We start from the raw sequence: 26,396 nt of genomic DNA, 5'->3' as shown, positions 1-26,396 counted from the left end.
TCCACTAAGGGTTTTGCTATGTAAGCAAAGGGGTAAATATGCGTATTCTCATCACCAATGACGACGGCATCAATGCACCCGGTTTGGCCGTTCTGGAAAAGATCGCAAACGAGCTGGCCGGAGCAGACGGTGAAGTTTGGGTTGTCGCCCCTGCTTTTGAGCAATCCGGTGTTGGGCACTGCATCAGCTATACGCACCCTATGTTGCTCTCGAAAATGGGTGAACGCCGCTATGCCACGGAGGGATCGCCTGCGGACTGTGTTCTTGTCGGGTTGCATGACGTGATGAAGGACAATCCTCCAGATCTCATCTTGTCAGGTGTGAACCGTGGCAACAATTCTGCTGAAAACACGCTTTACTCTGGCACGATCGGCGCCGCGATTGAGGGGGCATTGCAAGGCATCACGTCGATCGCGTTGTCGCAGTATTACGGGGTCGAAAACCTCTCTCTAGAGGATCCGTTTGAAGCAGCCGGAACGCATGGTGCAGATGCGGTGCGCCGTATCTTGGCGCAAGTGGGCGAGCAGACGAGTGAGTACAAGCTGTTGTTTAACGTCAACTTTCCCCCTGTTCCTGCAGCCGCCGTTAAAGGCGTGAAAGTGGCCCGCCAAGGACGCCGCAAAGATGTTTACTTTGGTGTTGAGCCGCATCTGTCCCCATCAGGCAAGCGTTTTTTGTGGATCAAAGGTGGCGATCAGCGCGTTCGCCCGAGCGAAGGAAGTGACGCGGCTGTAAACCTAGATGGTTATATTTCTGTGACGCCCATGCGTGCCGACTTAACGGCGGATGATGTTATGGATCGCTTTGAAGCAAACCTATGACTGACGCCTCAACACTAATGCAATTTCTATTTGCGTTGCGCTCCAAGGGTGTGACCGATGCTCGGGTTTTGACGGCGATGGAAAAGGTAGACCGCGCCGCGTTTATACGCGGACTTTTCGCCGAACGTGCTTATGAAGATATGCCGCTTCCTATTCCATGTGGTCAAACGATCAGTCAGCCGTCAGTCGTTGGCTTGATGACACAAGCGCTGCGGGCGGGTCCGCGTGATACGGTGCTCGAAGTTGGGACAGGGTCCGGCTATCAGGCCGCTGTTCTGAGCCATGTGGCGCGGCGCGTCTACACAGTTGATCGTCACAAGCGTTTGGTGAATGAAGCGCGCGAGGTGTTTGATCAACTTGGCCTCACGAATATTACCGCATTTACAGCGGACGGAAGTCATGGCTTGCCAGACCAAGCGCCGTTTGATCGTATTTTGGTCACCGCAGCAGCGGAAGACCCCCCTGGCCCGCTTCTTGCGCAGCTCAAAGTGGGCGGCGTGATGGTGCTGCCGGTCGGGCAATCAGACGCTGTCCAAAGTTTGATCAGGGTCACACGCGATGAACGTGGGTTTGAATACGACGAATTGCGCCCTGTTCGCTTTGTTCCACTCATCGAAGGGCTGGGACGCGACGGATAAATCTGTTATAAGATTCTTAATTTCAGGACGCAGCGGCCAACGCAGCGCATGTGAGGAATTCGAGATGACGATTTTTGCAAGCAAAACATCTGTGCGCGCAATGCTGTGTGGCACGACACTTTTGGCTCTAAGTGCTTGTGCAGACGGGTTTGATTTAGATTTGCGTGGCTCTACGGGCAACAAGTTTGACACCACCACAGCCGCTATCAATGCTACCCAAGATCGCCCCCGCCCTGATGAGCGCGGCGTGATTACCTATCCGAATTATCAGGTAGCTGTTGCACAGCGCGGCGACACAGTTGCGAGCATTGCTCAGCGGATTGGTGCCGATCCGATAGATCTCGCGCGGTACAACGGTTTGTCACCAGACACCGCATTGAGACAAGATGAAGTGCTCGCGCTTCGCAATCCTGTGTCTAACCTACCCTCAACCGTTCCGGGAAGCGCAGCAGCGCCTGGTGCTGTGGACATCACAGCGCTTGCACAGGGCGCGATTGACAGTTCCCCCGTGAGCACAAGCGCCTTGCCCGCAGCAGCACCTGTGGGTCCAGAACCTGTACGTCACCGCGTGGCACGCGGCGAAACCGCCTTCACGATTGCGCGTTTGTATAATGTGTCCGTGCGCTCGCTTGCGGATTGGAACGGGTTGGGCAAAGAACTGTCTGTGCGCGAGGGGCAATATTTGCTGATCCCTGTGGCACAAAACAACACTGAAACAGCAGCCGCCCCGCTGGCGGCCACCACCAATCCAGGCGCAGGCTCACCGACACCGACGCCGCCCTCTGCAGTGAAGCCATTGCCACAGGAAACGCCTGTGGTGGCAGCAGCGCCTGTTGTAACGCCGCCTGCCCCTGTTTTGGAGAAACCAACGCAAGTGGCAAGCCAAGGCCGCATGGCGTTCCCTGTTCAAGGACCGATCATTCGCGAATATTCCAAGGGCAAAAATGACGGCATTGGCATTGGGGCAAGTGCGGGAACTTCCGTCAAGTCAGCCGCCGCAGGCACAGTGGCCGCAATTACAGAGAACACGGATAACCTGCCGATTATTGTTGTAAAACATCCCGATAACCTGCTGACGGTCTATGCAAATGTGGATAATCTCAAGGTGAAGAAGGGCGATACCGTCTCTCGCGGTCAACAGCTTGCATCAGTACGTTCGGGAAGCTCTGACTTCTTGCATTTTGAAGTGCGCGAAGGTTTTGATAGCGTCGATCCACTGCCCTACTTGCAATAGATCGGCTGTTTGGCGCGAAACGGTGCGCTTAGATTGCGTGACCGTGACGCCCTGCAAGATCACAGAAGAACTGCCAAGCGACACGTCCAGAGCGTGAGCCGCGCGTCGCTTGCCACTCAATCGCTTCGGCGCGCAAAACATCAGGATCAACGCTAAGTCCCGCCGCGGCGCAATAGCCATCAATCATTGCAAGGTAGTCATCCTGATCGCATGGATGAAAGCCCAGCCAAAGACCAAAGCGGTCAGACAGCGAAACCTTTTCTTCTACCGCCTCGCCCGGATTGATCGCGTTTGAGCGTTCATTCTCGATCATATCGCGTGGCATCAAGTGGCGGCGATTAGACGTTGCGTACAGTAAGACGTTTTCAGGGCGGCCTTCAATACCGCCATCAAGCACCGCTTTGAGCGATTTGTAGTGCTGATCATCATGGCTGAACGAAAGGTCGTCACAATAAAGCAAGAAGCGTTCTGGTGCATCTCTCAGCAAAGCCAACAAGCGTCCAACGCTGGGAAGATCTTCGCGCTGCAACTCAACAATCTTGAGTGAAGCACCTTCGCGCAACAGCTCTGCATGGATCGCTTTGACAAGGGATGATTTACCCATCCCCCGCGAGCCCCACAGCAAAGCATTGTTTGCGGCAAACCCGTTCGCAAACTGGCGTGTGTTCAGCAAAAGCGTATCACGCGCGCGGTTGATGCCCACAAGCAAATCGAGCGCGATATAATTGACTTTTTCCACAGGCATTAAGGCATCGGGTCCAGTTTGCCACACAAAGGCGTCTGCTGTCGTAAAGTCAGGGGCTGCAAGTGGCGCTGGGGCGAGACGCTCCAGCGCAGCGGCGATCCGTTCTAACGGCTCGCTCATTTCTTGTCCTCAGCATCTGCTTCATCGGCGTCAGCCTCGTCGAATTCTTTGACAAGTTCGTCATCGAATTCTTCTTCCTCGTCGTCATAATACCCGTCTTCACGCAGTTTGGCTTCGCGTTTGCCCTCTACACGGCGCACAAGGAAAATCGAAACTTCGTAAAGACCATAAACGACAGTGAACAAGATCAACTGTGTGATTACGTCTGGCGGTGTCACGAGCGCCGCGAGCAGCAAAATACCAACCATCGCGTATTTACGCACGGCTCCAAGGCCATCTGCGCTGACCAAACCCGCTTTGCCCATCAGTGTTAAAAGCACAGGCAATTGGAAACACATTCCAAACGCGATGATGAATTTCAGCGTAATATCAAGGCTTTCATTCACTTTACCAAAGAAAGTGATGCGCACACCGTCGCTGTCCACAGGCGGCTCTGTAAGCAACCCACCCGTAGGCGGCAAACCATCGCTTGGTACATTCGCAACTGTGGCGAGTAAGCCGGTAAAGATCGAGCTCACATCCGCAAAGCCCAAGAAGAAGTTCATCGCGAGCGGTGTCACCACGAACTGCGCAAATCCTGCGCCAAGAAAGAACATGACAGGCGACGCGATCAAGAACGGCAAAAATGCGTTTTGCTCTTTCTTATAGAGACCCGGCGCGACGAAGCGCCAAAGCTGAAATGCAATGACAGGGAACGCAAGTATGAAGCCGAACACCATAGAAATACGGAACAACGTGAACAGATATTCTTGTGGTGAGGTATATTGCAGCGTCGGGTTTGGGTCACCCAAATCGCGTAGTGTATTTTCAATGGGCGCAAGCAAGAACTCAAGGATCGGCTCAGCCACCATAAATGCGAGAACGATGCCGATGATAAACGCAATCACCGCACGGATCAGCCGTGTGCGCAGCTCAGCGAGGTGTTCAATCAGCGGGGCTGAACTGTCTTCGACATTGTCTGCGTTGCTCATGCACTATCCTTGTCCGCTTTAGCAGCGGTCTTCTTTGCAGCGGGTTTCTTCGCTGTTGTCTTCTTAGCTGGCGCTTTTTTAGCAGCAGGCTTTTTTGCAGCAGGCTTTTTGGCCGCCGTTTTCTTTGCAGCAGCAGGCTTCTTCGCTGGGGCTTTGACAACGGTTTCACCCGCCTCTTCCGCTTTCGCGGCAGCCGCGCGTTCTGCTTGCTTGGCCAGACGTTCCTCAGCTTTACGCGCGGACATCTCATGGATCTTGCGTGCATCTTCAGCACGTTCAGCCGAAAGCTTGCCTGTCTCTGTTTCGAGATCGAATTTTTTGAACTCTTTGGTGGCGTCGTTCAAATCATCCAGTCCCAAGTTTTTGGAACTGGTCATGTCCTTAAAGCTCGACGTTGCCTCTTTCATACCGCTTTCATCAGCGGCCTGATCCATTGCCCGAGAAAACTCGCGCGCCATGCCCTTCGCTTTGCCGACAAACTGTCCGACTTTGCGGAACAGCATTGGCAAATCTTTTGGCCCAATGACAATCAGCGCAACAACGCCGATTACCAGAAGCTCCGTCCAGCCAAGATCCAACATAGGTGCTTAGACCTTGTCTTTCTCTTCGGGTGTGACGTCTTTTGCCGCCTCTGCCGCGTTTTCTTCTAGCTCTGCTGTGCCCTCGTTTACGCCCTTCTTAAAGGAAGTGATGCCTTTACCGACTTCGCCCATGAGCGAGCTGATTTTGCCACGACCAAAGAGGACCAAAACGACCACGGCGATAAGAAGAAGGCCAGGAAGGCCGATGTTGTTGAGCATGAGAAATCTCCCTTAAAACTTGCTGTGTCCACAGCTCTTGTGTTCACGTTCCCACTGTATCTATTGCCTTGCGCCCTTCGATAAAAGGGACAAACGCGCATTTGGCGGTCAAAACTTTGAAGTTGTGAAAGAATTTTGGCCGTTTTTACGTCTACGCGGGGAAGACAAAGCAGCGATCACGCCGAATTGTCAGCCAAAGCGGCGTCCCCGGCTTTGGCAGAAATACATTTGGCACGGTTGCATGAATGACGCTTTGGTCGTCCATTTCAAACTCCACAAGACTTTCAGCCCCCATGAACCGCGCGCGCACGACCACGCCGCGCGCAGCTGTGCCATCGCGCGCGGTCGGCAGCGGGCCTTTGCCACCGCGATCGAAATCGATACCAACGTGTTGCGGGCGAAAGACGATATCCACCTCGGCCCCATCGGCAACACCGGGTGCAAGGAACTGACCAAAGGGGGTTTCCGCCAAAGCGCCGTTTGAAACTGTGCGTATAACGTTGATATCACTAAAAAAACCGACGGCTTCAAGATCAGCAGGCGAGTTGTAGATGTTATAAGGCGCACCACGCTGCACAATCTTGCCGCCGCGCATGAGGGCAATTTCATCTGCCATGCGCATCGCTTCTTCGGGCTCATGGGTCACAAGCAAAACAGCTGTCCCTTCTTCTTTCAGAAGAGCGAGTGTTTCGTCACGTATGCCGTCACGAAGGCGATTATCGAGGCCAGAGAACGGTTCATCCATGAGCATAATCTTGGGGCGCGGAGCGAGTGCGCGTGCAAGGGCAACGCGCTGCTGTTCACCACCAGAAAGCTGGTGTGGATAAGCATCGATCAAACGCATCAAGCCGACCTTGGCCAAAAGCTCCTCGACGCGCGCGTATTTTTCGCTTTGTGTGCCTTTTAGTCCGAAGGCAACATTATCTGCGACATTCATATGCGGAAACAGCGCGAAATCCTGAAACATCAGTCCGATACCGCGTTGCTCTGCTGGAATGGTGACAGCGCCATCACAGATCAACGTACCATCGACCCAAATCTCACCGCTATTTTGCATATCAACGCCAGCAATCATGCGCAAAGTCGTTGATTTGCCGCAACCGGATGGCCCCAGCAGACACATCACCTGCCCAGATTTGATGCTAAGGCTCACATCATCAACAACGCGCGCGCCTCCAAAGAGGCGCGTCAGATTGCGAATCTCCAAGCGCGGCGCAGTGCCTTGCATAGTCGGCCTCTAGTTTTGATCACAGGTCGGCATTCTTGATCAAATCAATCAAGAATAGAGATGTCCTAGCAGCCTCAAACCGCTGGTTCAACCCGCCGCGCACCTGCCAAAACCGCGACAAATCCGACAATCAAGACCGCCACACATATCGCCAAGAGCTGCTCATACTTGTGCCCTTCAGGCAAAAGTGCTGCGGCCCATGTCGCAGCGCGCGCAAAATAAAGCACGGCTCCGATCATCGCGGCACTAAAGGCCACCAAATATGACCAACGCGCGATCTGGCGTTGCATCACCAAGCCGACGATCAAAACAGGCGTAAGGAACATCGATGCGGTTCCGCTGACAGCAACAGCGTCAAACAAGGTCGCATTGCCCCAAAGTGTCAACGCCGCCCCTGCAAGCATAAAGAGCACCATAACAACGCGCCCCCCATTCAAGCTGCGTGGTGCAACGCCAAGCTCTTCAACGCAAAGGCGCGATGCGGAGGACAGCGCCGAATCAAGTGTACTCAGTGCCGAGACCAGCAGCGAAATGAGCAACGCGCCAAAAATCCACGCTGGGAACATACCCGCCCATGTACCGATCAATTCGCCCTCATACTCAGCGCCAACAAGGCTCGCTTGGATGCCGAACATACCAAATGCGACGATGCACAAAACAGAGAGCCAGAACGCATGAAGAAACGAGCGTTTTGTTGTTTTTTCATCCGCGAGAAAGCCGCGATCCATCATGACTGGATCGTGCACTGGATAAGAAAACACCTGCAGCGCGGCGACGGCCATCAAGACCCATCCATTATAGCTGCCTGACGTCCCTTCAGCGGTAAGAACAGCGCCCAGGTCAAAGCCTGGGCTGAGCAACATCGCAACAAACGCGACAACGAAAACTACAAGAAAAACAGACATTTGCAACACATCTGTACGCAACGCCGCGCTAAGCCCACCCCACGCAGAGTAAGCGAGCCCCAAAAGCGCAACAAGCACGATTGACAGCTCTTTCGCCAAAGCGATTTCAGGAAGTACCGCTGAAAAAATCAGGCCCACGACGATGAGATTGGCAAACACTTCCGACAGCAGGCGCAAAGCAATGACCAAATTGTAGCAACTAGTGCCTAAGGCTCCGAAACGTGCGCTCAACCAGTCTTGTACCGACCCTGCCCCGCCTGCACGCAATCGCGCGACAACAAAACCACCGGTCAGAAAGGATCCGTAGTAGGCAGCGTAAGCCAACGTACCCGCCATTCCGTAAAAGTACCCAAGGATCGCCGCGTTCATCAAAGAGCGTGCAAAAATCCAAGTGGTCACTTGGCTGAGCACCAATGTCAGCAAACTCGGTGCTTGGCCTGATGCGGTTTGCCCGCCAAAAAACCCCTCAACCGAGACACGACGTGGCGCAACCAGAAGGATCGCAAGGATAATACCCAGGAAGATGGTAACGATAAGACTGGCTGTCATGTTTGGGTTTCCTAACACATAGATTTATCAGCCCAGTGCCAGAAGTGTTGCGGTCTGAAAAGACCTTAGCTGGTGAAGTGACAAGAATGTGAGGGTCATTTGCGAGCGCTACATACGCCAGATCTGCTGCGCGAAGATGTTAACCTAAAGGTAACCTTCATCAGTCAAACCTTAACCCGATTGATAAAAAGGTATCTGCTCGCGTATGCAACGCACCGTTTTCATTTTGGGTGGCCTGCTGGCTCTTTCTACGCTCCTCGCCTGTGACAACAGCCAAGACCAAGAAGAAGACATTCCCTTGATCGATCAAATACAAGGATCCCCAACCCCTGAACAACTGATCATCTTGGAAGCCAACACCACGCTGATTTCAGGAATAGGTACGCCAAATGCGAACGGTACATTTCCAGACTCACTGGCGACAATCTTCAAAGGCAGTTTCAAGAACCCCGAAGGTCATGGCTACGCTTTAGAGCTGGGCCAAGATGACACCGCTTTTAGCGCATATGCAGGCCTTTTGCCGAGCACAGATCCGGGTCCTTTGCCGCTGCAAGGCATCGCCGCGATGCACGGAACTTATAACGTAATAGAGGTTGGAAAATCAGACGGCGATCGTCGAGATTTTGGCGAACCTGAAACGACGACTGGGCGCATCACATTACGCGCAGATTTCAGGTTCAATACGCTACAAGGAAGCGATGACATTCTCACGGTTGATGGGGAATTTAGCGGAAATACAATAACCGGAGAGGTGTTTTTTAACGCGCGCGCCGCAACATTGGAAGGGCGCTTAGGCAGCGATCACGCCGTCGGTGTGTTTCATGGAAACGACGACGTGACCGCATATATCGGGGGCTTCTTGGTAGAACGCTAGAGCGTCGCGTTCACGCCGCCGCCATCGTGCAAAACGTTCTGCCCAACGATGAAGCCCGCATGCGCGGAGCACAAGAATGCGCAAACCGCGCCAAACTCATCCGCTGTGCCGTAGCGTCCCGCAGGAATTGTTTTGCAACGGTCAATCTTGGCCTGCTCGGACGTAATGCCCTGCGCTTTCGCAACACCGCCATCGAGCGCGACAGCGCGATCAGTAGCATGGATACCGGGCAGCAAATTGTTGATGTTCACACCGGAGCCTGCGACCTGACGTGATGTACCCGCGACATAGCCTGTCAACCCAGCACGCGCGGAATTGGACAGACCAAGCACGCCAATCGGTGCTTTCACAGATTGCGAAGTGATGTTGACCACACGCCCCCAACCACGATCCATCATCGACGGTACCAATGCTTTGATCATCGCAATTGGCGTCAGCATGTTGGCATCTAGGGCTTTGATGAAATCTTCGCGCTCCCAGTCGTGCCACATTCCGGGAGGGGGGCCACCCGCATTGTTCACAAGGATATCGACCTCGCCCGCCGCTTCAAGCACCTTCGCGCGCCCCTCATCGGTGGTAATATCAGCAGCAACCGCCACAACATTAACACCGTATGTGCTGCGAATATGCTCTGCTGTCGCCTCCAGCGCTTCTGCACCGCGTGCGTTCAGAACAAGATCACATCCTGCTTCTGCCAACGCTTCAGCGCATCCGCGACCGAGTCCCTTGCTCGACGCACATACAACCGCGCGGCGGCCTTTAATTCCAAGATCCATGGTATTTCCTATCATTTCTATGCGTACTGCAGCGAATTTACGTTCAATGGCCGCAGTAAGGACTGTAAACCGCCGTATTTTCATGACAAGACGACGCTCAGACATTAAGTTAGACGAGTGTTTTGAATGATTGCAAGCCGCAACTCTGGCATCTCCCTTGCTCAAAGCATCCCTGTGTATCGCGCAGAGGATTTCTTGGTCGTGGATGGCGCAAATATTGACGACACCCTGAGCTTTGCCGCTGAGGTGATGCTCGATGATGTCTATGAGCTTAGTGGAAACGCGCAGCGCAAACGCTTATCCCTTCATGCGCGCACCGATGGTACGTATATTATCGCGCAAGACACCGAAACAGGTGTCGCCAGCGCGCGTGTGATCGTCGATAGCTGCTTGACCGTGATGACAGCCGATGGCTCAACTCTGGAAATGCTTTTGTTGGTTGAGCTGGATCCAGAAGATCACGTTGCCACTGTGCATGTTCTTCCGTTGGCACCACTCGTCTCCATTGGCCACTATCGTTTGGTTGGTGTTGAGCTGGAAAACGCTGGTCGCAAGCTTGCCCAAGTGGCCTGTGTCTCCTTCTCTCGTGGCACGAACATCACCATGAGTTCAGGCGCACAGCGCCCGATTGAAGAGCTGCAAGTGGGCGATAAAGTCCTCACCCGCGATGATGGCGGGCAAGTGATCCGCTGGATTGGCCAGCACACCGTGCGCGCTGTGGGCGATTTCGCCCCGATCGTTATCAAAGCGGGCACGCTTAACAACACCAACGACCTTGTGGTCAGTCCGGATCACCGCCTCTTCATCTATCAACGCCGCGATGCTTTGGGCGCGGGACGCTCTGAAGTGCTTGTCAAAGCGCGTCACCTCGTGAATGGCGAGACGGTCACGCAACAAGACGGCGGGTTTATCGATTATTTCCAACTGCTTTTTGATCAACACGAGATCATCTACGCCGAAGGCATCGCCGCAGAAACCTTGCTCGTGGACACACGCACGCGCCCGGCCCTGCAAGACTCGGTCAGCGCGGATGTGTTGCAAGACCTCGGTGGACATTCTGGCTGGCTGCATGAAGAATTTGAAGTCGGCTCCGAACTGCTGGGCCCAGATGCTGCGGATAAACTACGCAAAGCCTCAAAGCGGTGAGATGAATAGTCATTGAAAAATCGTAGCCCCGTTGCATAGCTAAACACCCAAAGCTATAGCACCCTCATGTTAGACACCGCCACAAACCGCCCCGAACTCCCTGCTGAAATTGCACGCCGTCGCACGTTTGCGATCATCTCGCATCCTGATGCGGGCAAGACGACGTTGACGGAGAAATTTCTACTCTTTGGTGGCGCGATTCAAATGGCGGGGCAAGTGCGCGCCAAAGGTGAAGCGCGGCGCACGCGGTCTGACTTTATGCAGATGGAAAAGGATCGCGGCATTTCGGTCTCCGCTTCCGCGATGTCGTTTGATTTCAAGCACTTCCGCTACAATCTTGTGGACACGCCCGGTCACTCAGATTTCTCCGAGGACACGTATCGCACATTGACCGCTGTCGACGCTGCGGTAATGGTGATTGACGGCGCGAAAGGCGTGGAGAGCCAGACACAGAAGCTCTTTGAAGTTTGCCGGATGCGCGACCTGCCGATCCTGACGTTCTGTAACAAGATGGACCGTGAAAGCCGCGACACTTTTGATATCATTGACGAAATCCAAGAAAATCTCGCGATTGATGTGACCCCCGCAAGTTGGCCCATTGGCGTTGGCCCTGATTTTATGGGCTGTTATGACATGCTCAACGACCGTCTCGAACTGATGGACCGCGCGGATCGTAACAAGGTCGCGGATTCCATTGAAATCAACGGCCTAGACGATCCTGCCCTTGCTGAACATGTTCCCGCACATTTGCTTGAAAAGCTGGTTGAAGACGTTGAAATGGCACGCGAATTGCTGCCCACGTTGGACCCGCAATCTGTGCTTGAGGGACATATGACGCCGATCTGGTTCGGCTCTGCGATCAACTCATTTGGCGTGAAAGAGTTGATGGACGGCATCGGCACATATGGGCCAGAGCCGCAGGTTCAGCGCGCCTCCCCGCGTGAAATCTTGCCCGAAGAAAAGAAAGTCGCAGGTTTCGTGTTCAAGGTGCAGGCCAATATGGACCCAAAGCACCGCGATCGCGTGGCTTTTGTGCGGCTTGCCTCTGGGCACTTCAAACGCGGCATGAAACTGACCCATGTGCGCACGAAAAAGCCGATGGCGATCTCAAACCCTGTGTTGTTTCTCGCCTCGGACCGCGAATTGGCGGAAGAGGCGCACGCAGGCGATATCATTGGCATTCCAAACCATGGTCAATTGCGCATTGGCGATACGCTGACTGAGGGCGAAGCGCTGCGGGTCACAGGTATTCCATCGTTCGCGCCAGAGCTTTTGCAAGGCGTACGCGCAGGCGATCCACTGAAGTCAAAGCACCTTGAAAAAGCGCTTATGCAGTTTGCGGAAGAAGGCGCTGCCAAAGTCTTCAAACCCACCTTCGGTTCTGGCTTCATTGTTGGCGTCGTTGGCGCACTTCAGTTCGAAGTGCTCGCCAGCCGGATTGAGCTGGAATATGGCCTACCTGTGCGTTTCGATCAAAGCCAGTTTACGTCTGCGCGTTGGGTCTTGGGCGATAAAAAGGCCGTCGAAACCTTTGCGGAGGCGAACAAGCTTCATATCGCGACCGACAATGATGGCGACGTTGTCTACCTGACGCGCTTGCAATGGGACATCGACCGCGTTGCGCGTGATTACCCCGATGTCACACTGAGCGCGACAAAGGAAATGATGCTCCAATAGCGCTTGCTGCATGCGCGCTCTGGGGGCATCTTAGGTGCTATGAGTGACAGTGAAACAGACACGCAGAACCTGACCTATGAGGGCGGCTTTCAAGCTGTGATCGAGCGTATGCAAGCGCGTCAAAAGCCATTGAGCTTTGCTGCTGGAGAGGCGCTCCCGCCCCTTGATGCTGATCTTGAGACACTCAAAACCAAACTTGTTTATGAGCTTGATCCCAAAGACATCCCACGCGCCAAAGATCAATCAGGTCATACACGTAAGGCACTAGAATTAAAAGAAGAGTTCATTGGTCTTCCCGAGCTTTGCAAACTCCACGGCCTGCTCATCGCGCATTTGCGCAAGTCGGATCAGCCTGATCACACAATGGCGCTTTTCACCCGAATTTGGGCCGAGCACGCGGATTTCATGTTCGAGCATCTTGATCCACGCTGGCTTGTCTCTGCGATCACCACTTTTGGCGATCATGGCAGTACAGAAGTGCAACGTCGTGTCGGACAATCAATGACCGTGCTTTTCGGTGCGATGAAGCTTTATGAAAGTGAGCGGCTCTATTCCGGACTTGGGCCTAAGAGCGAATTTAAACTCAAGCGGCTCGTGCATAGCAAGCTGCCACTGAATATGGACCGGTATGCATTGGTGTCTGGTGGCCTTGATATCAATATGCTCGGGCGACTGTGGGTGGATGCGGCAGACGATCCGGTCATCGCCCCCCTCGCCCATCATTTGCTTAATCTGTTGAACGCGGATCCTGGCACTGTGTTCCGCCGCTTTAAAACCTTGCGCGGGCGCAAATTGCGTCAACGCGCGCAGAAGGAAGCAAGCGGCGACCCTGACCCCGAGCCTGCTGTTGTTGTCGCGCGCGCGAAAACGTTGACGTGGGGCACCGTAAGCACGATCAAAGCGGGCGTTGCGCAGATCAAACCGTTTATCGAGCATCATCTCAGTCTGGGTGCGGCTCAGATGGATATCTTTCTGGATGCGCCTTTACCAGATAGCGACCTTGCAAAGTTGTCCTATCAGAACGTCCGTTTGATCCAATGTGATTCCGCTTATCGGACTGCAACGGGCAAACCCTTGATGGAAAAACATCAACAACGCCAAGCCTTTAATGCGACACATGCGTATCGGAATGCGCGAGTGGATTGGCTTGCGCATATTGACGCCGATGAGTTTCTGCATGGGGGCGATGACGTCAAACTGACATTGGCAGCTGCACCCGACACCATCGATGCGCTGATCATTCCCCCCGCCGAAGAAATCGCGCAAACGGCGGCATCGGACACGCTATTGTTTCGTCGTACGTACTTTGATGCAGGTGTTGAGAAATCGTTAATCGATCAGCTTTACCCTGTTTTTGGGGCCTATCTAAGAGCCGGTTTCATCTCTCACACAGCGGGTAAAACAATTGCACGCACAGGGTTAGACGACGTTCGTTTTGGTGTGCATTTATTGAAGCGTTTCGGTGTAGAAATTGAAAACTCAAAACGTATTCAAACGCTTAATTTGCTCCACCGACATGCCCCCGATTGGGAAAGCTTTGCGGCGCATCTTGAGTTTCGCTTGCAAAAAGGCAGCTACCGTGATCGCGGGCAATCAAAGCTGGGCCTCGGAGATATTGTTGATCTTTTGCGCGAAGAGCATGGTTCAGATGGCCCGCGGCAGCTATTTGATGAAATTTGCGGATACAATGCTGATGTCGCTCAAAAGCTAGAGCAAAACAGCATGTTGATCCGCGCGAAACTAGGCGTGTTGGATCATGTCTGAGTTGAAATGGGGCATTGTCAGCACCGTTAAAGCCGCGAAGCAGGACGTGTTGGGGTTTGTTGCCTATCATCTGCAACGCGGGGCGCATCGGCTTTATATTTACCTTGATGCGCCGGATGACGCGACATTTGCAGCGCTCAAAGCGCATCCAAAAGTGCGCGTGACGCAAACAAATGATGCCTATTGGGCGAAAAAGGGCGGACGCCCCCATAAGCACCAGCCACGCCAAACGCTGAACGCAGCTGACGCCTATTCCAAACGTGTTGAAGTAGATTGGCTGACCCATATCGATCACGATGAATTTTTGGTTTGGGATAGCCCGCTTGAAACGCAACTTGCTGCTCTTAGCCCCGGTTGCGTATGTGCACGTATTCGCCCTGTAGAGGCTTTGGCGTGGGACGGTGCTGAAACGAAGCCGCGCCCGTTCAAGGGGTTTAAGCTGCCAATGCCTGAGCGAAGGCGCATTACAGAAACGCTCTACCCGACCTATGGCGCGCATTTGAATGGCGGTTTTCTAAGTCATGTGGCCGGAAAAATGATCTATCGCACTGGCGTTGACGGCTTGTCAGTCAAAATTCACAACGTGTTCTTAGCGGGCGCGCAAAATCCCGGCCAACAAGAGTTGGATCAAACACGCATATGCCATTTTCATGGGGCGACTTGGGCCGATTGGTTCAAAAGTTACACGTACCGCAAAACCCAAGGAGCGTATCGCGCCGAGTTGAAAGCTCCGTTTGATCAGGGCGCCGGCGGATTGAGCATGCATGATCTGTTGACCCAAATTGAAGCCCATGGCGGTGAAGAAGCGCTACGGGCGTTCTATGTTGAAGTCTGCACCGCAAGACCGGCACTTCTTGAGGGGCTGGAGGCGAATGGTTTATTGCACTGGCACAGTCTGGATCTTGATGCTGCAATTGCTCAACAATTCCCCAAATAGCGCGCATTGTTCAAAATTAAGAAACAATATGCGATATTCTTGCCCCGCTCCGCGTCATTTAGAGCAATGGACAAGGCGTGATTTGACCAAACCGCGCTTTTTCGCTATCCCCTGCGCCAAGACCCATGGAGTGCAAAGACACTCGATCAATCGGATTTGGTCTAATCAAGATGTACGGGCCAAGTTGTGTCCGTAAGCCACGGATATACATGACAAAGTTTAGTGATTTGAACTTGGACCCTAAGGTCCTCAAAGCCATCGAAGATGCGGGATACGAATCCCCCACCCCTATTCAAGCCGGCGCAATCCCACCTGCGTTGTTAGGCCATGACGTATTGGGAATCGCCCAGACAGGCACGGGCAAAACGGCAAGCTTTACGTTGCCGATGATTACATTGCTTGGCAAAGGACGCGCGCGCGCGCGTATGCCGCGCTCTCTGGTCTTGTGCCCCACCCGTGAACTGGCGGCACAGGTTGCGGAAAATTTCGATACATACACCAAGTATCACAAGAAGCTGAGCAAAGCCCTGTTGATCGGTGGCGTATCCTTCAAAGAGCAAGATCGCTTGATCGACAAAGGCGTCGACGTTTTGATCGCAACGCCGGGTCGTTTGTTGGATCACGTCGAGCGCGGCAAACTGTTGCTGACGGGCGTTCAAGTCATGGTTGTCGATGAAGCCGACCGCATGCTTGATATGGGATTCATCCCAGATATCGAACGCATCTTCGGCCTGACACCATTCACGCGCCAAACATTGTTCTTCTCTGCCACGATGGCACCTGAGATCGAACGTATCACCAACACCTTCCTCTCCAACCCTGCCCGCGTCGAAGTTGCGCGTCAGGCGACGGCATCCGAAAACATCGAGCAGGTCGTGATGATGTTCAAAGGCTCTCGCAAGGATCGCGAAGCCAGCGAAAAGCGAAAAGCCCTGCGCATGTTAATTGATGCTGAGGGTGAGAAATGCACAAACGCGATCATCTTCTGCAATCGCAAAATGGATGTGGATATCGTTGCTAAGTCGTTGAAAAAATACGGCTATGATGCAGCGCCTATTCACGGCGATCTGGATCAAAGCCAGCGTACCAAAACTCTTGATGGCTTTCGCGACGGTGATCTGCGCTTTCTCGTTGCCTCTGACGTTGCGGCGCGCGGGCTTGATGTGCCCTCTGTCAGTCACGTGTTCAACTTCGATGTGCCAAGCCATGCCGAAGACTATGTACACCGGATCGGTCGTACTGGCCGCGCCGGACGCGATGGCAAAGCTATGATGATTTGCGTCCCGCGTGATGAAAAGAACTTTGAGGCGATCGAAAAGCTGATCCAGAAAACAGTGACTCGCATTGATAATCCACTAAAGTCGAAAGAAGAACCGGCCAAAGTTGCGGATGACGCGCAACCAAACGCTGAAGAAAAGCCAAAGCGCACGCGTTCGCGTAGCCGCAAGTCTGCGCCCAAAGAAACCGCCCCGGTTGTTGAAACGCCTGTTGAGACAGTTGAGGTTTCGGATGCGAAACCTGCGGCAAAGGCTGATGTAAAAAAGCCTGAGGCGCAAAAGCCTGCACCAAAGGAAAACCGCGGTCGTGGTAATCGTGGTGGACGTGGCAATGACAACAAAGTTGTCGGTTTGGGCGATCACCTGCCCGGCTTTATTGCGATGAGCTTTGAAGAGCGCAGCTCAAGCTGAGCCGTTTTAAAAATTACATAAAAGCCCCGCAAAACACATCCTGTTTGCGGGGCTTTTCTATTTAAGCTGCCGTAGGGCGACGCATCATTCCTAGACCGCTGGAAATCACACCTGTGATCAATGTGGCAAGTGCAAGGGCCATCGCAAGGGTCAAAGAGATGAACTTCAGCGCCGCAAAGCTAGAGTAAATGTAGGCGAGGACTTGCGGGATCACTGTGTCAAACTGCATCATAATGAATGACATCAGGTTTTCTGAGGCATCAAGCAGGCCACCTGCAACGGCAAACCCAGCAGCGGCCAGACCAAGCTTGCGCGTCAGGCTACCCACCTGCCCCATTCGTGCCAAGAGCGTGCCGAAGCAGATACCAAAGACAATCACAGCCGCAATAAAGGCGAAGTCAAACAGCTGCGTTTGCACATAGATCCCAAAGGTCCCGCCCTCGCGCATCGCGTCGTAGTACCCAAGCGTCGTTGCGCCATCAAAACCAAGCTGCCCTGTCGCGAAATCAACGGGGTGCTGGGAAGCCGCATAAAGCTTGTCAAGAAAGATGCGCGTTCCTTGAAACGCGCCAAAGCTCGCGAGGGTCGCAGTTGCGTGCATCCAGAGCGGAGCGTTGAAGGCTCGGTTGGTAAGTGTCGTGAACATTGTCTCATTCCTTTCAGTATTTGCATTCCATGGAATATTATTTATATTCCGAGGAATGTTAATGCAAGTGAAAATGTGAACGCTTCTATGAAACCGCCAGAACATGTTGAAAAATATGTAAAACTTGGAACAGCTTTGGGGATAAGCACACAGTTGTTCAGCACGCGTATGGCTGCGCGTTTGGATCGATTCGGGCTGACAGAGGCGCAGTTCTCGGTACTCAACCACCTCGCGCGGCGGATGCCAGAGGGACAAAGCGTGACGGCGATTGCAGCGGCTGTCGAAGTGAAGCAGCCCGCAGTCTCAAAGATGGTCAGCAAATTCGAAGGGATGGGTTGGGCGCGTTTTGAAGCGATCAAAGGGGATGCGCGCGCAAAACAGGTTTATCTGACGAAAGAGGGCGGAGCGCATTTGATGAGCGTACAGCGCTCTTTACTGCCCGACTACGTACAAATGCTAGATGGATGGAGCGATGAGGACATTGCCGCCCTCACCACTCAACTTTTTCGTCTTGTCGGTTGGCTTGATCAGAACCGACTTTAGAGCTTAAGACAGACGGCTCACCACGATTGTGACTTCCGGTTTCTTACCGATTTCAGCATTGCAGCTTTGACGCACGCACCGCTTGATTGCCTCTTCCAGCTTCTTGTCGTCGCGCATCGTCTTGCCGCCAGAACGCCCGATGAGCTGGCTTAGATCTTCTTCGACCACATCCACCAAAGGCGCACGCGATTTGCCCTGATCCGCAAGTCCCATCAGTTCGCACCATGGATCGCCAAGCATTTCATCGTTCTCATCCAAAATCAGCGTCACGGTGATATGCCCGTTCAGCGCCATGCGCATACGATCCCGTACAACGCCATCAAGCGCGCCAACTTGAACCGAGCCATCCAAATAGGTGCGTCCGGTTTCAATGTAATCCGCAACTTTTGGTTTGTTGCCCGACAGATCAATCATCATACCGTTGACTGCGACGATACCCGCAAGGCCCTTTTGTTCCGCAATCTTAACATGCGTGCGCAAATGGCGATGCTCACCGTGCATCGGGATCAACATTTGTGGCTGTGTAATTTCGTGCATCTTTTCCAGATCAGGACGGTTCGCATGGCCCGACACGTGATACAGGCCAGAGCTGTCATCAATAACGTCCACACCCTTTTCCGAGAGTTGGTTGATGATGTAGATCACTCCGCGCTCATTGCCCGGGATCGTTTTTGAAGAAAACAGGAACGTATCGCCCTCTTTCAACGTCAAACCTTGGTATTTCCCACGTGCCAGCTGCGCAGAGGCCGCGCGTCGCTCACCTTGGGACCCCGTCACCAAAAGCATCACGTTTTCACGCGGTAACTGCGTCGCGTCTTCAGGGTTAATGCAGGTTGGAAAATCGCTCAGCACACCAGTCTCAATCGACGCCTCAACCATTCGACGCATCGCGCGCCCCAATAGCACGACTGAGCGCCCTGCCCGCACGCCAGCTTCCGCCAGCGTTTTCACCCGCGCAACGTTGGAGGCAAATGTCGTCGCAACCACCATACCCGGCTGATCTTTGATCAATTTTTCGATCTCGGGGCCGACCGTGATTTCAGAGCGGCCTTCGTTCAAAGAGAACACATTAGTGGAATCGCACACCAGCGCTTTGACGCCATCTTTAGACACATCGCGCCACAGTTGCTCATCAAACGGCTCCCCCACGAGCGGGGTTTCATCAATCTTGAAATCGCCTGTGTGCAAAATGCGGCCATCAGGACTGTCGATCACAAGGCCAGAACTTTCAGGGATCGAGTGTGAAATTGGCAAGAAGCCAACAGAGAATGGACCAGCTTTCACAGTCTCAGGCCAAGGGGACACGGTTGTCACTGCTTTTGCCTCAACCCCGTATTCGTCAAGCTTGCGGCGCGCGATATTCGCTGTAAACGCACGTGTATAGATTGGTGCGCGAAGTTGTTCATAGAAATGCCCAATCGCACCAACGTGGTCTTCATGCGCGTGTGTGATGAAGATCGCCTCCAAGTCATTACGGCGCTCTTTCAACCAAGTGATATCTGGCAGGATCAAATCCACACCAGGGGTACCGTCCATATCTGGGAAGGTCACACCAATATCCACTAGGATCAGCTTTTCTTTGCCCGGCTTTCCGTAGCCATAGACATAGGCATTCATGCCAATTTCGCCCGCCCCACCGAGGGGAAGGTAGATCAAACGCTCTGCGCTCATTTAGGTTTATCCGTTCTTCTTATTGTGTTCGTAGATCACGATCAGACCATGCATTGTCAGGTCATCTTCGATCACGTCGAACAGGTTTTGTGCGGTTGCAAACAGCGGGGCAAGACCGCCTGTGCCAACCACTTTCATCGGCTTGCCATATTCATTCTTAATGCGGTTCGTAATGCCTTCTATGAGGCCCGTATAGCCCCAGAAAACACCTGACTGGATGCACGCCACCGTATTTGTGCCAATTACGTGTTCTGGCTGGGAAATGTCCACGTGAGGTAGAGCCGCTGCACCATTGTGCAAGGCTTCAAGCGAGAGGTTCACACCGGGCGCAATCACACCGCCCACATATGCGCCGTCATCTGCGACCACGTCAAAATTCGTCGCTGTCCCAAAATCAACCACAACGACATTACCGCCATGACGATCAAACGCAGCTGCCGCATTGGCCAAACGATCAGGTCCAACCTGAGTGCCGCCATCCACGCGCGGCGCAATTGGCAGATCGCACTCAGGCTTGCCAACCACCAAGGGGCGGCAATTGAAAAACCGATCCGCAAAAACACGCAAGTTAAACACCACGCGTGGCACGGTGGACGAAATGATCACATCTTGAATATCAAGGTCGATCTCGTAATGCGCGACAAGCGTGCTGAACCATGTGAAATACGCATCCGCCGTACGTCCATGATGGGTAGAGGTGCGCAGGGTGCACAGCCATTGCGTGCCGTCCCAAATCGAGAAAACCGTATTCGTGTTGCCGCAATCAATGGCGAGAAGCATCGGCTATCTCCGATCGTTAGAAAAATACATCCGCAGCGGCAATCGCCACGCGGCCTTGTGAGGTCTTTAGAACAAGGTTGCCCTGCTCGTCCACAGTCTCGAACGTGCCAATGGTTTCACTGTTCATTGTACGGGCCGTAATCACCTCACCCAGTTTCGCAGCCCGTGCGAGCCACGCTTCACGGATCGAGGCAAAGCCGTAGGTGGTGAACTGGCTCTCAAGACGCGCGTAGGCGCTCGCGAGCAGATCAAGAAAATCTTCCGGTCCAATCGCAACACCCGTTTCTGAGAGCAACGAGACAGGACGCATCGCGCGCGCTTCAACCTCTGCAGGCGCTGGTGCATCCGCAAGGTTAACACCGATCCCAATAGCTAAATGCCCAACACCACCACCTGACCCAATGCTTTCCAGCAAAATGCCGGCAACTTTACCGCCATTAAGCAACACATCATTCGGCCATTTCAGCGCAAGCGCATGGGATTGGACCCCGCTTGCGATAAACGCATCATAAAGCGCAAGAGACGCCACAAAGGAGCGCAGCGCGACAACATCAGGTGCCTCGGATGGATGAAGGACCAAGGTGGCGGCGAAATTCCCTTTCGGAAAGCTCCACGCGCGACCACGACGACCACGAGACGCCGTCTGGTTCAGGGCCAAAATCCATTCTGGCCCTGCCAAAGATGTCGCAATGCGTGCTGCTTCTGCGTTAGTGCTGTCAACCTCGGCCAGCACCCGCCGACCATAGCCAAGCGGGAAACTGTTTTTAGTTAACAAGCGTTGCCGCCGCTGCTGCTGCTGCGCTTTCAATCCCGAAGAGATTGACCAGACCCAACACCATCACTGCCGCAGATGCCATCAAGAAGCCCCATAGAACAGGCGACTTGCTCTTGTCCAAGGTCTCGTCAGGTTCTTCCCCGAAGTACATGTAGAAGACGATGCGCAGGTAGTAATAAGCGCCAATCACCGATGCGATCACACCTGCAACCGCCAGCCAAGCAAGACCCGCGTCATAAGCCGCACGAAGAACGTAAAGCTTACCGAAAAAGCCAACCATCGGCGGAACACCCGCCATGGAAAACAGCAAGATTAGCATCGCCAAAGCTTTGCCCGGCTCGCGTTTCGCGTATTGGTTCAATGCACCAATGTCTGTGATCGCTTGCCCGTCTTTTTCCATTGAAAGGATAAAGGCGAAGGTACCGATATTCATCGTCACGTAAATCGCCATGTAAACCAGCATCGCTTGCACGCCCAAAACCGTGCCCGCCGCGAGGCCCATCAGCGCATAGCCCATGTGTGCAATCGACGAAAATGCCATGAGGCGTTTGATGTTTGTTTGACCAATCGCTGCGAACGCGCCCAAGAACATCGAGACGACAGACAGAAGCGCAATGATCTGGCTCCAATCGCTGACAGCACCGCCAAAAGCGTCATGCAAAACACGCGCGAACAACGCCATCGCTGCGATTTTCGGAGCCGTTGCGAAGAAGGCCGTCACTGGTGTCGGCGACCCTTCATAGACGTCCGGTGTCCACATGTGGAACGGCACGGCTGACACTTTGAACGCCAGACCAGCAACAATGAAGACAAGTCCAAAGAGCAAACCAATTGATGTATGCCCTTCTGTCGCTGTCTGGATGATACCAGAGAACAAAGTCGTACCAGCAAAGCCGTATGTCAGGGATGCGCCGTACAGCAGCAAGCCGGAACTCAGCGCGCCTAGCACGAAATACTTCAAGCCCGCCTCTGTTGAGCGCGCGCTATCGCGGCGCAAGGATGCAACGACATAAAGCGCCAATGACTGAAGCTCCAAGCCCATATACAGCGTCATTAGATCACCCGCAGAGACCATAACCATCATGCCAACAACGCTGAGCGCGACCAGCACAGGATATTCGAACCGCAACAGACCTTTGCGCTGCATATAGTCTTGGCTCATCACCAAAACAGCAGCGGAGGATATCAGAATGGCAACTTTTGCAAAGCGCGAGAACGCATCGTCAATGAACATGCCACCAAAGGCTTCGTTTGTGCCTGCGCCGTTCGCACCGATCCAGAGCGCAAGAGCAATGAAAACGCCTGCCGTGGCCCAAACAAGCGCCGGACCCATCTTATCCTTGCTCGTGTAGACCGCGCCCAGCAGTGCGCCTATCGCAAAGAGCGACAGGATGATTTCCGGCATAATGATGTTCAGGTCAGCCTGTATCATGGTGCAGCGCTTTCTTTAGTTCGTGGCGGCATTCTGGAGCGCGTCTTGCGCGCTTGCCAGTGCCGTTTCATAGTTGGAAACCAGCGCTTCTACCGAAGGGCCGATGATGTCGAGGACGAGCGCTGGATAAACACCCAACAGCAGCGTCATCACAACGAGCGGCGCGAAAATCACGCGCTCGCGGGTTGTCATATCAGTGATCGTGCGCAGGCTTTCTTTGATCAGATCGCCCATCACAACGCGGCGGTAAAGCCACAATGCATAAGCCGCTGACAGGATCACACCCGCTGTCGCCACTGCTGCCACCCATGTATTCACTTGGAACACGCCGATCAGCGTCAGGAATTCACCAACAAAACCGGATGTGCCGGGCAGACCAACGTTCGCCATCGTGAAGAACATGAAGATCAACGCATAAGCAGGCATACGCGTGACGAGACCACCGTAGGCATCAATCTCACGCGTGTGCATCCGGTCGTAGATCACCCCAACGCAGAGGAACAAAGCACCAGAGATGAAGCCGTGGCTGATCATCTGGAAAATCGCGCCGTCGATACCTTGCTGGTTCGCTGCGAAGATCCCCATCGTTACGTAGCCCATGTGGGCGACCGATGAATAAGCGATCAACTTTTTCATGTCTTCCTGCACAAGCGCGACAAGCGAAGTATACACAATCGCGATTGCAGACATCCACAAGATCAGCGGCGTCATCACATCCGCCCCCACTGGGAACATCGGTAAGCTGAAGCGCAAAAAGCCATAGCCACCCATTTTCAACAGGATCGCTGCCAACACAACGGAACCCGCTGTCGGCGCTTGCACGTGCGCATCAGGCAACCACGTGTGAACAGGCCACATCGGCATTTTCACCGCAAAGCTTGCGAAGAAGGCAAGGAACATCAGTGTCTGCAAACCGCCAACCACTTGGATACCGAGCAGTGAGAAACTCTCAGAGCCGAATGTATGCGACATCAATGTTGGAATATCCGTCGTAGCTGCATCCACAAACATCGCCACCATCGCGACCAGCATCAGGACAGACCCGAGGAAAGTATAGAGGAAGAACTTGAAGCTCGCGTAAATCCGGTTCGCGCCACCCCAGATACCAATGATCAAGAACATCGGGATCAAACCTGCTTCAAAGAAGACGTAGAATAACACCAAATCGAGCGCCATAAACACGCCAAGCATCAGCGTTTCCAAAAGCAAGAATGCGATCATGTATTCTTTGACACGTGTCTCAACATTCCAGCTGGCTGCAATCACCAGCGGCATCATGAAGGTTGTGAGCATCACGAAGAGCACGGAAATGCCATCCACGCCCATCTTGTACTGCATGCCCATGACCCAAGACGCCTCTTCCACCATCTGGAAGTCGGTGTTGGAGCTGTCGAATTGGAACAAGATGAACAGCGATACGATGAACGTTGCACTTGTCGCGATCAGCGCGAGCCATTTTGCATTACGCGCCGCCGCTTCATCGTTCCCTCGCAAAAAGAGGGCAAGGATCAAAGCTGCAAGCGCAGGGATGAAAGTGACAATGGAAAGAAGGTTATCCATTATTGCGCTCCTCCGGAGAACGTCATCCATGTAACTAGAACCAGAATTCCGATCACCATGGCGAAGGCATAAGTAAAGATGTAGCCGGACTGCGCGCGACCTGCGAGGCGGGTGAACAAGGGCACAATACCCATCGCCACACCATTCAAAGTCCCGTCAATCACATCCCCGTCGCCACGCTTCCAGAAGAAACGGCCAATCATGGATGCTGGCTTGACGAAGACAGCATCATACAGCTCGTCAAAGTACCATTTGTTGAGCAAGAAATTGTAGAGCGGACGGTTGTTCTCCATCGTGCGCTTGGGCATCTTTGGATCCCAGATGTAGAACCACATCGCCATCAAGAGACCAATGACCATCGCAACAAACGGGCTGAGTTTCACCCAAGTTGGAACATAGTGCGCGTCATGAATGACGTGATTGTCCTTGCCCGTGTAAATCGCGCCCTCACCTGGTTTTCCTGTGAATGCATATGACGTCTTTTTGGTCTTGTCGTCCTTAGGTGCTGCGTCATCGTCTTTATGATCGTCTGCGGCTTCACCATGACCATCTTTATGCTCACCATGCTCCGACGCTTCGGCGTATGGGACACCAAAAAAGCTCGCGATTTCATTCGTTTTGCCAAAGAAGCTGCTGTACCAGATCGCACCTGCAAAGATCGAACCAATGCTCAGAACACCCAGCGGGATCAACATGACCATCGGGCTTTCATGCGCATGTTCGTGCGTATGTTTGTCGCCACGCGCTTTGCCGAAGAAGGTCAAGAACATCAAACGCCAGCTATAGAACGATGTGAACAGTGCTGCTACGACCAGCATCCAGAAGGCATAGCCCATCGGATCCGCCGCAAACGCACTCTCGATCACAGCATCCTTGGACGCGAAGCCAGCGAAACCGATCCAACCTGTAAGTGGAATACCAACACCTGTGATCGCCAGCGTGCCAATCAGCATCGCTGCGAACGTGTATGGGATCTTTTTGCGCAAACCACCGTAGTTACGCATGTCCTGTTCGTGATGCATCGCGTGGATCACAGAACCTGCCCCCAAAAACAACATCGCTTTAAAGAAGGCGTGTGTGAACAGGTGGAACATCGCGACTGAATAAGCACCAACGCCCGCTGCAACGAACATGTAGCCAAGCTGGGACATGGTGGAATACGCAATCACGCGCTTGATGTCGTTTTGCACCAAGCCGATTGTCGCTGCGACGAAGGCAGTCGTTGCACCAAGGAATGTGACAAACGCTGTCGCTTCCGGCGCGTATTCCATCAATGGCGACATACGACACACAAGGAAGACACCGGCGGTAACCATTGTCGCCGCGTGGATCAGTGCGGATACGGGTGTCGGCCCTTCCATCGCGTCCGGCAACCATGTGTGCAGAAACAGCTGCGCTGATTTTCCCATCGCGCCAATGAACAAGAGCACTGCGAGCAAGTTTGCTGCATTCCACTCGGCCCAAAGGAAGTTCACCTTGGTTTCCGCAAGCGCGGGAGCCGCCGCAAAGATGTCATCGAATTTGACGCTGTCCGTTAGGTAATAAAGGCCAAAGATACCTAGCGCGAAACCGAAGTCACCCACACGGTTAACCACAAAGGCTTTGATCGCCGCCGCATTCGCAGATGGTTTGCGGTAGTAGAAACCGATCAAAAGGTAAGATGCGACACCAACCCCTTCCCAGCCAAAGAACATCTGGACAAGGTTATCGGACGTCACCAGCATCAACATCGCGAAGGTAAAGAACGACAGGTATGCGAAAAAGCGCGGCTTATAGCTTTCGCCCTCTTTCCACTGGGGGTCATCGGCCATGTAGCCAAAGGAATACAGGTGAACCAAAGCCGAAACTGTGGTGATCACGATCAACATGATCGCGGTCAGACGGTCCATACGGATCGCCCAATCTGTGCTTAGGCTGCCGCTTTCGATCCAACGCAGGATCTGGATTTTCTCTGTAACACCGTCATGCCCTAGGAAAACTATCCAGCTAAAGGCGCAGGCGACAAATAACAGGCCCGTGGTGATCCACATCGCCGCGCGCTCACCCGTGAGACGCCAGCCAAATCCACCAATCAGAGCCCCGACGAGAGGCGCGAAAAGAATAAGCGTTTCCATCT

At 53.5% G+C, this 26,396-nt stretch carries 24 protein-coding genes; 10 read left to right on the top strand and 14 right to left on the bottom strand.

The window, feature by feature from the left end:
• Positions 1 to 38: 38 nt before the first annotated feature.
• The 3 genes from surE (at position 39) to ACTG3Z_RS00910 (ending at position 2,693) form a co-directional block, all read left to right on the top strand.
• Positions 39 to 821, top strand: coding sequence for a 5'/3'-nucleotidase SurE (gene surE / locus ACTG3Z_RS00920; protein ID WP_439140783.1), 783 nt, complete (start codon positions 39 to 41; stop codon positions 819 to 821).
• A complete protein-coding gene (locus ACTG3Z_RS00915) occupies positions 818 to 1,459 on the top strand; it encodes a protein-L-isoaspartate(D-aspartate) O-methyltransferase (protein WP_375265007.1) in 642 nt (213 codons plus the stop codon). Before surE ends, ACTG3Z_RS00915 begins: the two co-directional genes overlap by 4 nt.
• 64 nt (positions 1,460 to 1,523) lie before the next feature.
• Positions 1,524 to 2,693 carry a peptidoglycan DD-metalloendopeptidase family protein gene (locus ACTG3Z_RS00910; RefSeq protein WP_439140782.1) on the top strand — a complete coding sequence of 390 codons (1,170 nt, stop codon included), beginning with the start codon at positions 1,524 to 1,526 and terminating at the stop codon, positions 2,691 to 2,693.
• Positions 2,694 to 2,721: 28 nt separating this feature from the next.
• Here the strand turns inward: ACTG3Z_RS00910 and ACTG3Z_RS00905 are convergent, their stop codons facing one another.
• The 6 genes from ACTG3Z_RS00905 to ACTG3Z_RS00880 all read right to left on the bottom strand — a co-directional run bounded on the left by ACTG3Z_RS00905 (position 2,722) and on the right by ACTG3Z_RS00880 (position 8,011).
• Positions 2,722 to 3,558, bottom strand: a complete 837-nt coding sequence (locus tag ACTG3Z_RS00905) for an ATP-binding protein (RefSeq protein WP_439140781.1) — start codon at positions 3,556 to 3,558, stop codon at positions 2,722 to 2,724.
• The gene (gene tatC, locus ACTG3Z_RS00900) at positions 3,555 to 4,529 is read right to left on the bottom strand and encodes a twin-arginine translocase subunit TatC (protein ID WP_439140780.1); all 975 of its coding nucleotides are present in this window, start codon (positions 4,527 to 4,529) and stop codon (positions 3,555 to 3,557) included. The genes ACTG3Z_RS00905 and tatC overlap by 4 nt, the downstream gene beginning before the upstream one ends.
• Positions 4,526 to 5,110 carry a Sec-independent protein translocase protein TatB gene (gene tatB / locus ACTG3Z_RS00895; RefSeq protein ID WP_439140779.1) on the bottom strand — a complete coding sequence of 195 codons (585 nt, stop codon included), beginning with the start codon at positions 5,108 to 5,110 and terminating at the stop codon, positions 4,526 to 4,528. Before tatB ends, tatC begins: the two co-directional genes overlap by 4 nt.
• 6 nt (positions 5,111 to 5,116) lie before the next feature.
• On the bottom strand, positions 5,117 to 5,329 hold the full coding sequence (locus ACTG3Z_RS00890) for a twin-arginine translocase TatA/TatE family subunit (RefSeq protein ID WP_439140778.1): 213 nt from the start codon (positions 5,327 to 5,329) through the stop codon (positions 5,117 to 5,119).
• A gap of 151 nt (positions 5,330 to 5,480) precedes the next feature.
• Positions 5,481 to 6,557: an ABC transporter ATP-binding protein gene (locus ACTG3Z_RS00885; protein WP_439140777.1), complete on the bottom strand. Its 1,077-nt coding sequence runs from the start codon at positions 6,555 to 6,557 to the stop codon at positions 5,481 to 5,483.
• Between the two features lie 74 nt (positions 6,558 to 6,631).
• Entirely contained in the window at positions 6,632 to 8,011 is a 1,380-nt protein-coding gene (locus ACTG3Z_RS00880) for a sodium:proline symporter (protein ID WP_439140776.1), read from the bottom strand.
• A 205-nt stretch (positions 8,012 to 8,216) separates the two neighbouring features.
• Between ACTG3Z_RS00880 and ACTG3Z_RS00875 the strand changes: the two genes are divergently transcribed.
• Positions 8,217 to 8,885, top strand: coding sequence for a hypothetical protein (locus ACTG3Z_RS00875; protein WP_439140775.1), 669 nt, complete (start codon positions 8,217 to 8,219; stop codon positions 8,883 to 8,885).
• Here ACTG3Z_RS00875 and ACTG3Z_RS00870 read toward each other — a convergent pair.
• Complete coding sequence (locus tag ACTG3Z_RS00870) at positions 8,882 to 9,661, bottom strand: SDR family oxidoreductase (protein ID WP_439140774.1); 780 nt, start codon at positions 9,659 to 9,661, stop codon at positions 8,882 to 8,884. The genes ACTG3Z_RS00875 and ACTG3Z_RS00870 overlap by 4 nt on opposite strands.
• A 126-nt stretch (positions 9,662 to 9,787) precedes the next feature.
• Here ACTG3Z_RS00870 and ACTG3Z_RS00865 point away from each other — a divergent pair, with 126 nt between their 5' ends.
• From ACTG3Z_RS00865 to ACTG3Z_RS00845, 5 genes are all read left to right on the top strand, one after another.
• Positions 9,788 to 10,807 (top strand): Hint domain-containing protein, encoded by a 1,020-nt coding sequence (locus tag ACTG3Z_RS00865; RefSeq protein WP_439140773.1) that lies wholly within the window; start codon positions 9,788 to 9,790, stop codon positions 10,805 to 10,807.
• A 66-nt stretch (positions 10,808 to 10,873) separates the two neighbouring features.
• On the top strand, positions 10,874 to 12,484 hold the full coding sequence (locus tag ACTG3Z_RS00860; protein WP_439140772.1) for a peptide chain release factor 3: 1,611 nt from the start codon (positions 10,874 to 10,876) through the stop codon (positions 12,482 to 12,484).
• Between the two features lie 39 nt (positions 12,485 to 12,523).
• Positions 12,524 to 14,248, top strand: coding sequence for a glycosyltransferase family 2 protein (locus ACTG3Z_RS00855; protein WP_439140771.1), 1,725 nt, complete (start codon positions 12,524 to 12,526; stop codon positions 14,246 to 14,248).
• Positions 14,241 to 15,185: a glycosyltransferase family 2 protein gene (locus tag ACTG3Z_RS00850; protein WP_439140770.1), complete on the top strand. Its 945-nt coding sequence runs from the start codon at positions 14,241 to 14,243 to the stop codon at positions 15,183 to 15,185. Before ACTG3Z_RS00855 ends, ACTG3Z_RS00850 begins: the two co-directional genes overlap by 8 nt.
• A gap of 209 nt (positions 15,186 to 15,394) precedes the next feature.
• Complete coding sequence (locus ACTG3Z_RS00845; protein WP_439140769.1) at positions 15,395 to 16,873, top strand: DEAD/DEAH box helicase; 1,479 nt, start codon at positions 15,395 to 15,397, stop codon at positions 16,871 to 16,873.
• Between the two features lie 61 nt (positions 16,874 to 16,934).
• Here the strand turns inward: ACTG3Z_RS00845 and ACTG3Z_RS00840 are convergent, their stop codons facing one another.
• Positions 16,935 to 17,519 carry a hypothetical protein gene (locus ACTG3Z_RS00840; protein ID WP_439140768.1) on the bottom strand — a complete coding sequence of 195 codons (585 nt, stop codon included), beginning with the start codon at positions 17,517 to 17,519 and terminating at the stop codon, positions 16,935 to 16,937.
• A gap of 87 nt (positions 17,520 to 17,606) precedes the next feature.
• Between ACTG3Z_RS00840 and ACTG3Z_RS00835 the strand changes: the two genes are divergently transcribed.
• Positions 17,607 to 18,062, top strand: a complete 456-nt coding sequence (locus ACTG3Z_RS00835) for a MarR family winged helix-turn-helix transcriptional regulator (protein WP_439140767.1) — start codon at positions 17,607 to 17,609, stop codon at positions 18,060 to 18,062.
• A gap of 3 nt (positions 18,063 to 18,065) precedes the next feature.
• Here ACTG3Z_RS00835 and ACTG3Z_RS00830 read toward each other — a convergent pair whose 3' ends face one another.
• From ACTG3Z_RS00830 to nuoL, 6 genes are read right to left on the bottom strand one after another with little or no spacing between them, the layout of a single operon-like run.
• On the bottom strand, positions 18,066 to 19,733 hold the full coding sequence (locus tag ACTG3Z_RS00830) for a ribonuclease J (RefSeq protein ID WP_439140766.1): 1,668 nt from the start codon (positions 19,731 to 19,733) through the stop codon (positions 18,066 to 18,068).
• A gap of 6 nt (positions 19,734 to 19,739) precedes the next feature.
• Positions 19,740 to 20,513: a type III pantothenate kinase gene (locus ACTG3Z_RS00825; RefSeq protein WP_439140765.1), complete on the bottom strand. Its 774-nt coding sequence runs from the start codon at positions 20,511 to 20,513 to the stop codon at positions 19,740 to 19,742.
• 16 nt (positions 20,514 to 20,529) lie between these two features.
• A complete protein-coding gene (locus ACTG3Z_RS00820) occupies positions 20,530 to 21,288 on the bottom strand; it encodes a biotin--[acetyl-CoA-carboxylase] ligase (protein WP_439140764.1) in 759 nt (252 codons plus the stop codon).
• The gene (gene nuoN / locus ACTG3Z_RS00815) at positions 21,278 to 22,720 is read right to left on the bottom strand and encodes an NADH-quinone oxidoreductase subunit NuoN (protein ID WP_439140763.1); all 1,443 of its coding nucleotides are present in this window, start codon (positions 22,718 to 22,720) and stop codon (positions 21,278 to 21,280) included. Before nuoN ends, ACTG3Z_RS00820 begins: the two co-directional genes overlap by 11 nt.
• Positions 22,721 to 22,735: 15 nt before the next feature.
• Positions 22,736 to 24,280 carry an NADH-quinone oxidoreductase subunit M gene (locus ACTG3Z_RS00810; RefSeq protein ID WP_439140762.1) on the bottom strand — a complete coding sequence of 515 codons (1,545 nt, stop codon included), beginning with the start codon at positions 24,278 to 24,280 and terminating at the stop codon, positions 22,736 to 22,738.
• Complete coding sequence (nuoL, locus tag ACTG3Z_RS00805; protein WP_439140761.1) at positions 24,280 to 26,394, bottom strand: NADH-quinone oxidoreductase subunit L; 2,115 nt, start codon at positions 26,392 to 26,394, stop codon at positions 24,280 to 24,282. The genes ACTG3Z_RS00810 and nuoL overlap by 1 nt, the downstream gene beginning before the upstream one ends.
• Positions 26,395 to 26,396 lie beyond the last annotated feature (2 nt).

This window comes from Planktotalea sp., from assembly GCF_965659345.1.
Classification (GTDB): Bacteria; Pseudomonadota; Alphaproteobacteria; order Rhodobacterales; family Rhodobacteraceae; genus Planktotalea.
This window is presented reverse-complemented; position numbering and strand designations above follow the sequence as displayed.

Bases quoted from the DNA above. Each gene is read 5' to 3' on its own strand.
- ACTG3Z_RS00835 (WP_439140767.1), top strand. From the start codon at position 17,607: ATGAAACCGCCAGAACATGTTGAAAAATATGTAAAACTTGGAACAGCT.
- nuoL (WP_439140761.1), bottom strand. From the start codon at position 26,394: ATGGAAACGCTTATTCTTTTCGCGCCTCTCGTCGGGGCTCTGATTGGT.
- ACTG3Z_RS00870 (WP_439140774.1), bottom strand. From the start codon at position 9,661: ATGGATCTTGGAATTAAAGGCCGCCGCGCGGTTGTATGTGCGTCGAGC.
- ACTG3Z_RS00880 (WP_439140776.1), bottom strand. From the start codon at position 8,011: ATGACAGCCAGTCTTATCGTTACCATCTTCCTGGGTATTATCCTTGCG.
- ACTG3Z_RS00910 (WP_439140782.1), top strand. From the start codon at position 1,524: ATGACGATTTTTGCAAGCAAAACATCTGTGCGCGCAATGCTGTGTGGC.
- ACTG3Z_RS00875 (WP_439140775.1), top strand. From the start codon at position 8,217: ATGCAACGCACCGTTTTCATTTTGGGTGGCCTGCTGGCTCTTTCTACG.
- ACTG3Z_RS00890 (WP_439140778.1), bottom strand. From the start codon at position 5,329: ATGCTCAACAACATCGGCCTTCCTGGCCTTCTTCTTATCGCCGTGGTC.
- tatC (WP_439140780.1), bottom strand. From the start codon at position 4,529: ATGAGCAACGCAGACAATGTCGAAGACAGTTCAGCCCCGCTGATTGAA.
- ACTG3Z_RS00840 (WP_439140768.1), bottom strand. From the start codon at position 17,519: ATGTTCACGACACTTACCAACCGAGCCTTCAACGCTCCGCTCTGGATG.
- ACTG3Z_RS00860 (WP_439140772.1), top strand. From the start codon at position 10,874: ATGTTAGACACCGCCACAAACCGCCCCGAACTCCCTGCTGAAATTGCA.
- ACTG3Z_RS00855 (WP_439140771.1), top strand. From the start codon at position 12,524: ATGAGTGACAGTGAAACAGACACGCAGAACCTGACCTATGAGGGCGGC.
- ACTG3Z_RS00810 (WP_439140762.1), bottom strand. From the start codon at position 24,280: ATGGATAACCTTCTTTCCATTGTCACTTTCATCCCTGCGCTTGCAGCT.
- ACTG3Z_RS00905 (WP_439140781.1), bottom strand. From the start codon at position 3,558: ATGAGCGAGCCGTTAGAACGGATCGCCGCTGCGCTGGAGCGTCTCGCC.
- surE (WP_439140783.1), top strand. From the start codon at position 39: ATGCGTATTCTCATCACCAATGACGACGGCATCAATGCACCCGGTTTG.
- ACTG3Z_RS00915 (WP_375265007.1), top strand. From the start codon at position 818: ATGACTGACGCCTCAACACTAATGCAATTTCTATTTGCGTTGCGCTCC.
- ACTG3Z_RS00845 (WP_439140769.1), top strand. From the start codon at position 15,395: ATGACAAAGTTTAGTGATTTGAACTTGGACCCTAAGGTCCTCAAAGCC.
- nuoN (WP_439140763.1), bottom strand. From the start codon at position 22,720: ATGATACAGGCTGACCTGAACATCATTATGCCGGAAATCATCCTGTCG.
- ACTG3Z_RS00830 (WP_439140766.1), bottom strand. From the start codon at position 19,733: ATGAGCGCAGAGCGTTTGATCTACCTTCCCCTCGGTGGGGCGGGCGAA.
- ACTG3Z_RS00850 (WP_439140770.1), top strand. From the start codon at position 14,241: ATGTCTGAGTTGAAATGGGGCATTGTCAGCACCGTTAAAGCCGCGAAG.
- ACTG3Z_RS00825 (WP_439140765.1), bottom strand. From the start codon at position 20,513: ATGCTTCTCGCCATTGATTGCGGCAACACGAATACGGTTTTCTCGATT.
- ACTG3Z_RS00885 (WP_439140777.1), bottom strand. From the start codon at position 6,557: ATGCAAGGCACTGCGCCGCGCTTGGAGATTCGCAATCTGACGCGCCTC.
- ACTG3Z_RS00865 (WP_439140773.1), top strand. From the start codon at position 9,788: ATGATTGCAAGCCGCAACTCTGGCATCTCCCTTGCTCAAAGCATCCCT.
- tatB (WP_439140779.1), bottom strand. From the start codon at position 5,110: ATGTTGGATCTTGGCTGGACGGAGCTTCTGGTAATCGGCGTTGTTGCG.